General features: G+C 52.6%; 6 protein-coding genes. All 6 read right to left on the reverse strand.

The features are described 5' to 3' along the window. Positions 1 to 165: 165 nt before the first annotated feature. Positions 166 to 1494: a type III glutamate--ammonia ligase gene (gene glnT, locus TRICHSKD4_RS25365; protein ID WP_009760133.1), complete on the reverse strand. Its 1329-nt coding sequence runs from the start codon at positions 1492 to 1494 to the stop codon at positions 166 to 168. A gap of 79 nt (positions 1495 to 1573) precedes the next feature. Further along, positions 1574 to 2944, reverse strand: coding sequence for an FMN-binding glutamate synthase family protein (locus tag TRICHSKD4_RS25370; RefSeq protein WP_009760134.1), 1371 nt, complete (start codon positions 2942 to 2944; stop codon positions 1574 to 1576). Further along, on the reverse strand, positions 2934 to 3611 hold the full coding sequence (locus TRICHSKD4_RS25375) for a protein glxC (RefSeq protein ID WP_009760136.1): 678 nt from the start codon (positions 3609 to 3611) through the stop codon (positions 2934 to 2936). The genes TRICHSKD4_RS25370 and TRICHSKD4_RS25375 overlap by 11 nt, the downstream gene beginning before the upstream one ends. Further along, a complete protein-coding gene (locus tag TRICHSKD4_RS25380) occupies positions 3611 to 4540 on the reverse strand; it encodes a glutamine amidotransferase family protein (protein ID WP_009760137.1) in 930 nt (309 codons plus the stop codon). The genes TRICHSKD4_RS25375 and TRICHSKD4_RS25380 overlap by 1 nt, the downstream gene beginning before the upstream one ends. A 137-nt stretch (positions 4541 to 4677) precedes the next feature. Further along, positions 4678 to 4896, reverse strand: a complete 219-nt coding sequence (locus TRICHSKD4_RS25385; RefSeq protein WP_009760138.1) for a hypothetical protein — start codon at positions 4894 to 4896, stop codon at positions 4678 to 4680. A gap of 12 nt (positions 4897 to 4908) precedes the next feature. Next, a partial coding sequence (locus TRICHSKD4_RS25390) for an ammonium transporter (protein WP_083782894.1) occupies positions 4909 to 6028 on the reverse strand: 1120 nt, incomplete at its 5' end.

Raw genomic sequence — 6028 nt, forward strand, 5'->3', positions numbered from 1 at the left:
AAGAGAAAAATAGGATAGAAGAAGCTAAATCAGCTGACTACTTGGGAAATCCGGGTTAAAATATGTAAATTAATAAGAATATTTATAAGTATATAATTGCAATTATTTCTGCGAGTAAATCCAGAAGCCTGGGTTTACTCGCTAATAAAATTCTGGAAGATTCGATCAGATGTCGATGGTGTTTTCTTTTTCCCATCGGCTGAAATGTGTGACGAAGGAATCCCATTCCTGCATCTTCATTTTCACGTAGGAATTGGAGAACTCCAATCCCATAGTTTCTTTCAGAACCTTGTCCTTGTCGTATTCGCGAACCGCATCGAGCATATTGAGTGGCAGTTTAGGAGCACCACGAACCTTGTGCCCTTCTGCATACATATCAATGTCGTAGCGTTTGCCAGGGTCAGCTTGTGACCGAATGCCTGAAAGGCCGGCTGCAATGATAACAGCCTGCAGGAGATAGGGATTTGCCGCTCCATCCGGCAAACGTAATTCAAAGCGTCCAGGTCCTGGAACTCGAACCATGTGTGTACGATTGTTACCAGTCCAGGTCACGGTATTGGGTGCCCAGGTTGCGCCTGACATGGTTCTCGGAGCATTGATGCGTTTGTAGCTGTTCACCGTTGGGTTGGTAATGGCAGCAAGTGCACTTGCATGTTTCATGATCCCGCCAAGGAAGTGCTTTCCACGCTCCGACAAACCGACTTCGCCTGTCTGTCCGTCGCCTTCGCCCGCAAACACATTGGTCGTTGCCGCACTACCGGGCGCATCCCAGACAGAAATGTGGGCATGGCAGCCATTTCCAGTCAGGCCTTCGATTGGTTTAGGCATAAAGGTTGCTCTGAAGCCGTGTTTTTCAGCCACCGACTTGGTCATGAACTTGAAGAACGAATGTTTGTCAGCTGTTATTAGGGCATCATCGAACTCCCAGTTCATCTCAAATTGACCATTCGCATCTTCGTGGTCGTTTTGGTAAGGCCCCCATCCAAGCTGCAGCATGTAATCGCAGATTTCACACACTACTGCAGAACGTCGCATTACGGCTTGCTGGTCATAACATGGCTTGGCAGCCGTATCGAAGGGGTCACTGATTTGATCACCTTCCGGAGTGAGCAAGAAAAACTCTGCCTCTACGCCGGTTTTGACGTGCAAACCCTCATCTGCAGCATCGTCGATCAATCGACGTAAGACATTGCGAGGAGCTTGGGCGACGTCTGCGCCTTCCATCACGCAGTTTCCGGCCACCCAGGCCACTTCGCGCTTCCAGGGCAATTGGATCACGGAACTCGGATCTGGAACCGACAGCATGTCAGGGTGAGCAGGTGTCATGTCGAGCCATGTCGCAAAACCGGCAAACCCTGCGCCTTCTTCCTGTATGTCTGCGATTGCCTGAGCAGGTACCAACTTGGCCCGTTGACCACCAAACAGGTCGGTGAAGGAAATCATGAAGTACTTTACGCCGTTGTCCTCGGCGAATTTTGCCAGATCTATGCTCATTCTGGAGGTCCCTGTCGTCTTGTATTCTTGTTTATAGAAAAAAGGCGCGAAGACTGATGCCCGCGCCTTATTCGCCTGACTAAAAACCTGTTCCGGATTTGCCGGGCCACCAGTCTGTTCCGGCGAGCGGCACCCTGGCCATCGCTGCTGCTTCCATCGTCAAAGCACAGAGATCTTCTGGCTCCAGATTGTGCAGGTGGTTATGGCCGCAGGCGCGCGCGATTGTCTGAGCTTCAAGCGTCATGACATTGAGATAGTTTCTCAAACGTTGCCCTGCTTCTATCGGGTTAAGGCGTGCCTGCAGTACCGGGTCTTGAGTCGTAATCCCGGCAGGGTCCTGGCCTTCATGCCAATCATCGTACGCCCCGGTAGTTGTACCGAGCTTCTGGTATTCTTCTTCCCACTTCGGATCATTGTCGCCTAATGCAATTAGAGCCGCAGTTCCTATTGCCACTGCGTCAGCCCCAAGCGCCATGGCCTTGGCAACGTCGGCACCGGTGCGAATGCCGCCTGAGACTACCAGTTGAACCTCCCGGTGAACACCGAGGTCCTGAAGAGCTTGTACGGCGGGCCGAATGCAGGCGAGGGTCGGCAACCCGACATGTTCAATGAACACGTCCTGCGTTGCGGCGGTTCCACCTTGCATGCCGTCGAGAACGACAACATCAGCTCCAGCCTTCACCGCGAGGGCGGTATCATAATAGGGGCGGGTGCCTCCGACCTTTACATAGATCGGCTTTTCCCAAGCCATAATTTCACGCAATTCCAGGATCTTGATCTCGAGATCATCTGGGCCTGTCCAATCCGGATGCCGGCATGCGGACCGCTGGTCAATTCCGGTTGGCAAGTTTCGCATCTCTGCCACACGGTCTGATATCTTCTGGCCCAACAACATTCCGCCGCCACCTGGTTTCGCGCCCTGACCAACCACTATCTCGATTGCGTCTGCTTTGCGCAGGTCGTCCGGGTTCATGCCGTATCTAGATGGCAAATATTGATAAACGAGCTTTTCGGAGTGACCACGCTCTTCTGGAGTCATGCCGCCGTCACCTGTTGTTGTTGACGTTCCAGCAGCAGACGCTCCGCGTCCAAGTGCTTCTTTCGCCGGCCCTGAAAGCGCGCCAAAGGACATTCCGGCGATAGTTATCGGGATGTCCAAAACTATCGGTTTTTTCGCATAACGCGTTCCAAGTGTTACGTTGGTGTCGCAACGTTCACGGTACCCCTCAAGTGGATAGCGAGAAACGGATGCACCCAGAAACAACAGGTCATCAAACTGTGGAACTCTGCGTTTCGCTCCTCCTCCACGAATGTCGTACAGTCCTGTTGCTGCTGCGCGGCGAATTTCGGCATTTATCGAATTGGAAAAAGTCGCTGACTGGATTGGAGCCGTCTTTGGGGGACCGTTTTCGTTTCTTGTTTTCACGCCTGTGTTTCCCTCAGTACGCATTGTCGACTTTGAAATTGTATAGTTGTCTTGCAGAGCCGTAGCGTTTGAACTCTTCTGGTTTTGCGTCGCACCCACCTCTCTCCAGCAGGTCTCTCAAAAGCTCGATGTGCTCATCACGCATTTCCTTTTCAACGCAGTCAGCACCGAGCGACTTGACCGAGCCCTTCACAAAAAGCCGTGCTTCGTAAATAGAGTCACCAAAGGCATCCCCTGCATCCCCACACACGACCAGGTTGCCGGATTGCGCCATAAATGCAGACATGTGCCCGACATTGCCGTGCACGATAATATCGATGCCTTTGATCGAAATTCCGCAGCGAGATGAAGCGTTTCCTTTGATAACCAATGTGCCGCCATGTCCGGTTGCACCTGCGTACTGACTCGCATCGCCTTCGATGGTTACAATGCCTGACATCATATTTTCAGCAACGCCGGGGCCTGCGGACCCATGCACGTTTACCGTGGCCAGCTTGTTCATTCCGGCGCAGTAATACCCCGTTGAACCCTTCACGTTCACTTCGATGGGAGCGTCCAGTCCAACGGCGATGGCGTGGCTGCCTTTTGGGTTTACAATCTCCCAGCTCGTTTGATTGGTGTCGCCGGTTTGTGACTGTAAAGCAGCATTTAGGCCTCTCAGGCCATCTGCCTCAAGGTCGTAGGTCTGCATCAGGCTGCCTTCATGTTTGGAGTGGATGTCTCAGTATGGCTCCAGAAATATACCGTTGCTGGCTCCGGCTCCCACACACGTGCTTCTTCGATCCCGGGCAAGTTGACCAGCGCACGATATTCTGAGCCAAATGCCACGTACTGGTCTGTTTCTGCCATCACGGCTGGTTTGCAGGCGATCGGATCGCGCACGACACCAAAGCCGTCTTTAGTGCCAACAACAAAGTTGAAAAAGCCGTCTAGATCGTTGAGAGAGTTCTCCATTGCCTCGCCTAACGTGGCACCATTTTGCATTTTCCAGGTCAGATATGCAGCTGCGACTTCGCTGTCATTCTGTGTCTCGATGTGAATTCCCTCACGCTGCAATTTTCGGCGCAGAGAATTGTGATTGGACAGCGAGCCATTATGTACAAGGCATTGATCGGAACCGGTATTGAAGGGGTGAGCACCGAGTGTTGTAACAGCAGATTCCGTCGCCATGCGTGTGTGGCCGATACCATGCGTGCCAGTCATGGATGGAATTGCGAAACTGGCGGCGACCTCCTTTGGCAGACCAACTTCCTTGTAGATTTCCAAAGTATCGCCAAACGACATGGTGCGAACTGTAGGCGCGATGGTACGCAGAAGTTCGCGGGCCGACTGAGCAGAGCCCGTCTGAACTGTGAGGACTGCGTGGGTGTCTCGGCGCTCGAGCGAGACAGAAGAGCCGAGCGCGTCTTGCAGTTTGTCGGCGAGATTCGGAAAGTCCTGGTCGGGAGTATCCGACTGAACTGTCAGTTTTGAGTGCGAATGGTCTTCGGCGCTGTAGATTGCAATTCCAGCGCTATCGGGCCCTCGGTCGGTCATTGTGATCAGCATATTGGTCAACAAAGTGCCCAACTGGGGTTCGAGCGTTTTGTCTTTTAAGAAAAGGCCGACAATTCCGCACATTCTGATGCTCCGTGCTATTGAGGTCTGTTTTGTTTCGTTTCCTGCACGTTAGCAGTGAAGAGAAAAAACATCAACTGATAGGAATAAAATATTCCTGTAAGTGAGGGTGGGCATAATCACCCACCCTTGTTTCGTGGTCAGTATCTCTCGACACTTTCTTGGACGCGTTTGTGATCCAGCGCTCGTTTTTTGGCTTGTTCCAAGTGTTTGCCTTCTTCGACAAATTGAATGCGGTGCCAAGCTAGCCAGAAAATGACTCCAGCAATCACCATGGGCATTTCGAGGCCCTGGAATGGGTACATTGCACCCACATTGGCCAGATCGACGGCCCAATTTTCATAACCAATCGTAGACATGTCGGTTCCTCCTTATTCTGCGGGTGGAGCTTTGGTAGCCAGATACTCTTTGTCTGCTTCGATGATTGCGCTCTTCGCATCCTCGTATGCTTGGTGTTCTGCGTAATCGAGCCCTTCCAGTTCGACTTCTTCGGGAATGCGCAGTACACCCGCACCAGCTTGTAATTTGGCAACCACATATGCAGGCAGGAAGCCAAGGCCAAAGAACATGATTAGTGCGCCCAGAAACTGGCCAATCGGGTTAATGGTTGCGTAGCCCTCATACGGAGATGAAGGAGCGCCCCAGAGCACAAATCCGCAGATGATTAGCCCAACAAATCCGGCGTATCCATGAACAGCGACGGCCCCTACGGCATCATCGAGCTTGAAGCGGCGTTCCACCCAATAATGTAGCTTGTAGACAATCACGACGCCGATTGCGGCTACGAGCATGGCCTGTACCGGATGGTACAAATCATTGCCTGCCGATGCTGTAATCACACCTGCCAGACCGCCGGAGAACGTCCAGAAAGCGTCGCCCTTGGACACGACATAGGCTGCCATCAAACCACCGGAAAGGGACATCAGGAAGTTGAAGGTGATGGCTGAAAGCGTTGTTGGGCCGAGGTAGATGTTTGTCGCAGTCCAGGTTGTCCCTGTGATTTGACCATCAATGGCTTCCGGCGAGATGATCGGAACGTTGCATGCTGCATAAAAGCCCCAGAAGCCGGTGTAGATCAGGAAAATACCAATCGTCAGCATCCATGGATTATGGGGTGGGATATCGCGCGGTGTGCCGTCCGCGGCAAACTTTCCAATGCGTGGACCCAGGACCATGATTACGCCAAGGGCATAGCCTCCCGCGATGGCATGAATCACACCGGACGCATAGGCGTCGTGGTAGCCGAGGAACTGAACCATCCAACCGCCATAATGCCAGCCCCAAGCCGCATCAATGATCCACCAAACCGATCCGATTAGGACTGCATGAACCCAAAGTGCAGATGACCGAATGCGTTCAATCACTGAGCCAGAGACGATCGATGCAGCTGTCCATGAGAAGAGAAGGAATGCCGCCCAAAAGACGCCTGTAATGCGATCCGAAGCGTTTGTGCCCATGGTCTCGGCCCAGGGCAAGTTGGCCGCACCGGCT

Source organism: Roseibium sp. TrichSKD4 (assembly GCF_000148725.1).
In the GTDB taxonomy this organism is placed as follows: Bacteria; Pseudomonadota; Alphaproteobacteria; order Rhizobiales; family Stappiaceae; genus Roseibium.

Coding starts and splice junctions, on each gene's coding strand:
- glnT (WP_009760133.1), bottom strand. CDS start 1,494: ATGAGCATAGATCTGGCAAAATTCGCCGAGGACAACGGCGTAAAGTAC.
- TRICHSKD4_RS25370 (WP_009760134.1), bottom strand. CDS start 2,944: ATGCGTACTGAGGGAAACACAGGCGTGAAAACAAGAAACGAAAACGGT.
- TRICHSKD4_RS25375 (WP_009760136.1), bottom strand. CDS start 3,611: ATGCAGACCTACGACCTTGAGGCAGATGGCCTGAGAGGCCTAAATGCT.
- TRICHSKD4_RS25380 (WP_009760137.1), bottom strand. CDS start 4,540: ATGTGCGGAATTGTCGGCCTTTTCTTAAAAGACAAAACGCTCGAACCC.
- TRICHSKD4_RS25385 (WP_009760138.1), bottom strand. CDS start 4,896: ATGTCTACGATTGGTTATGAAAATTGGGCCGTCGATCTGGCCAATGTG.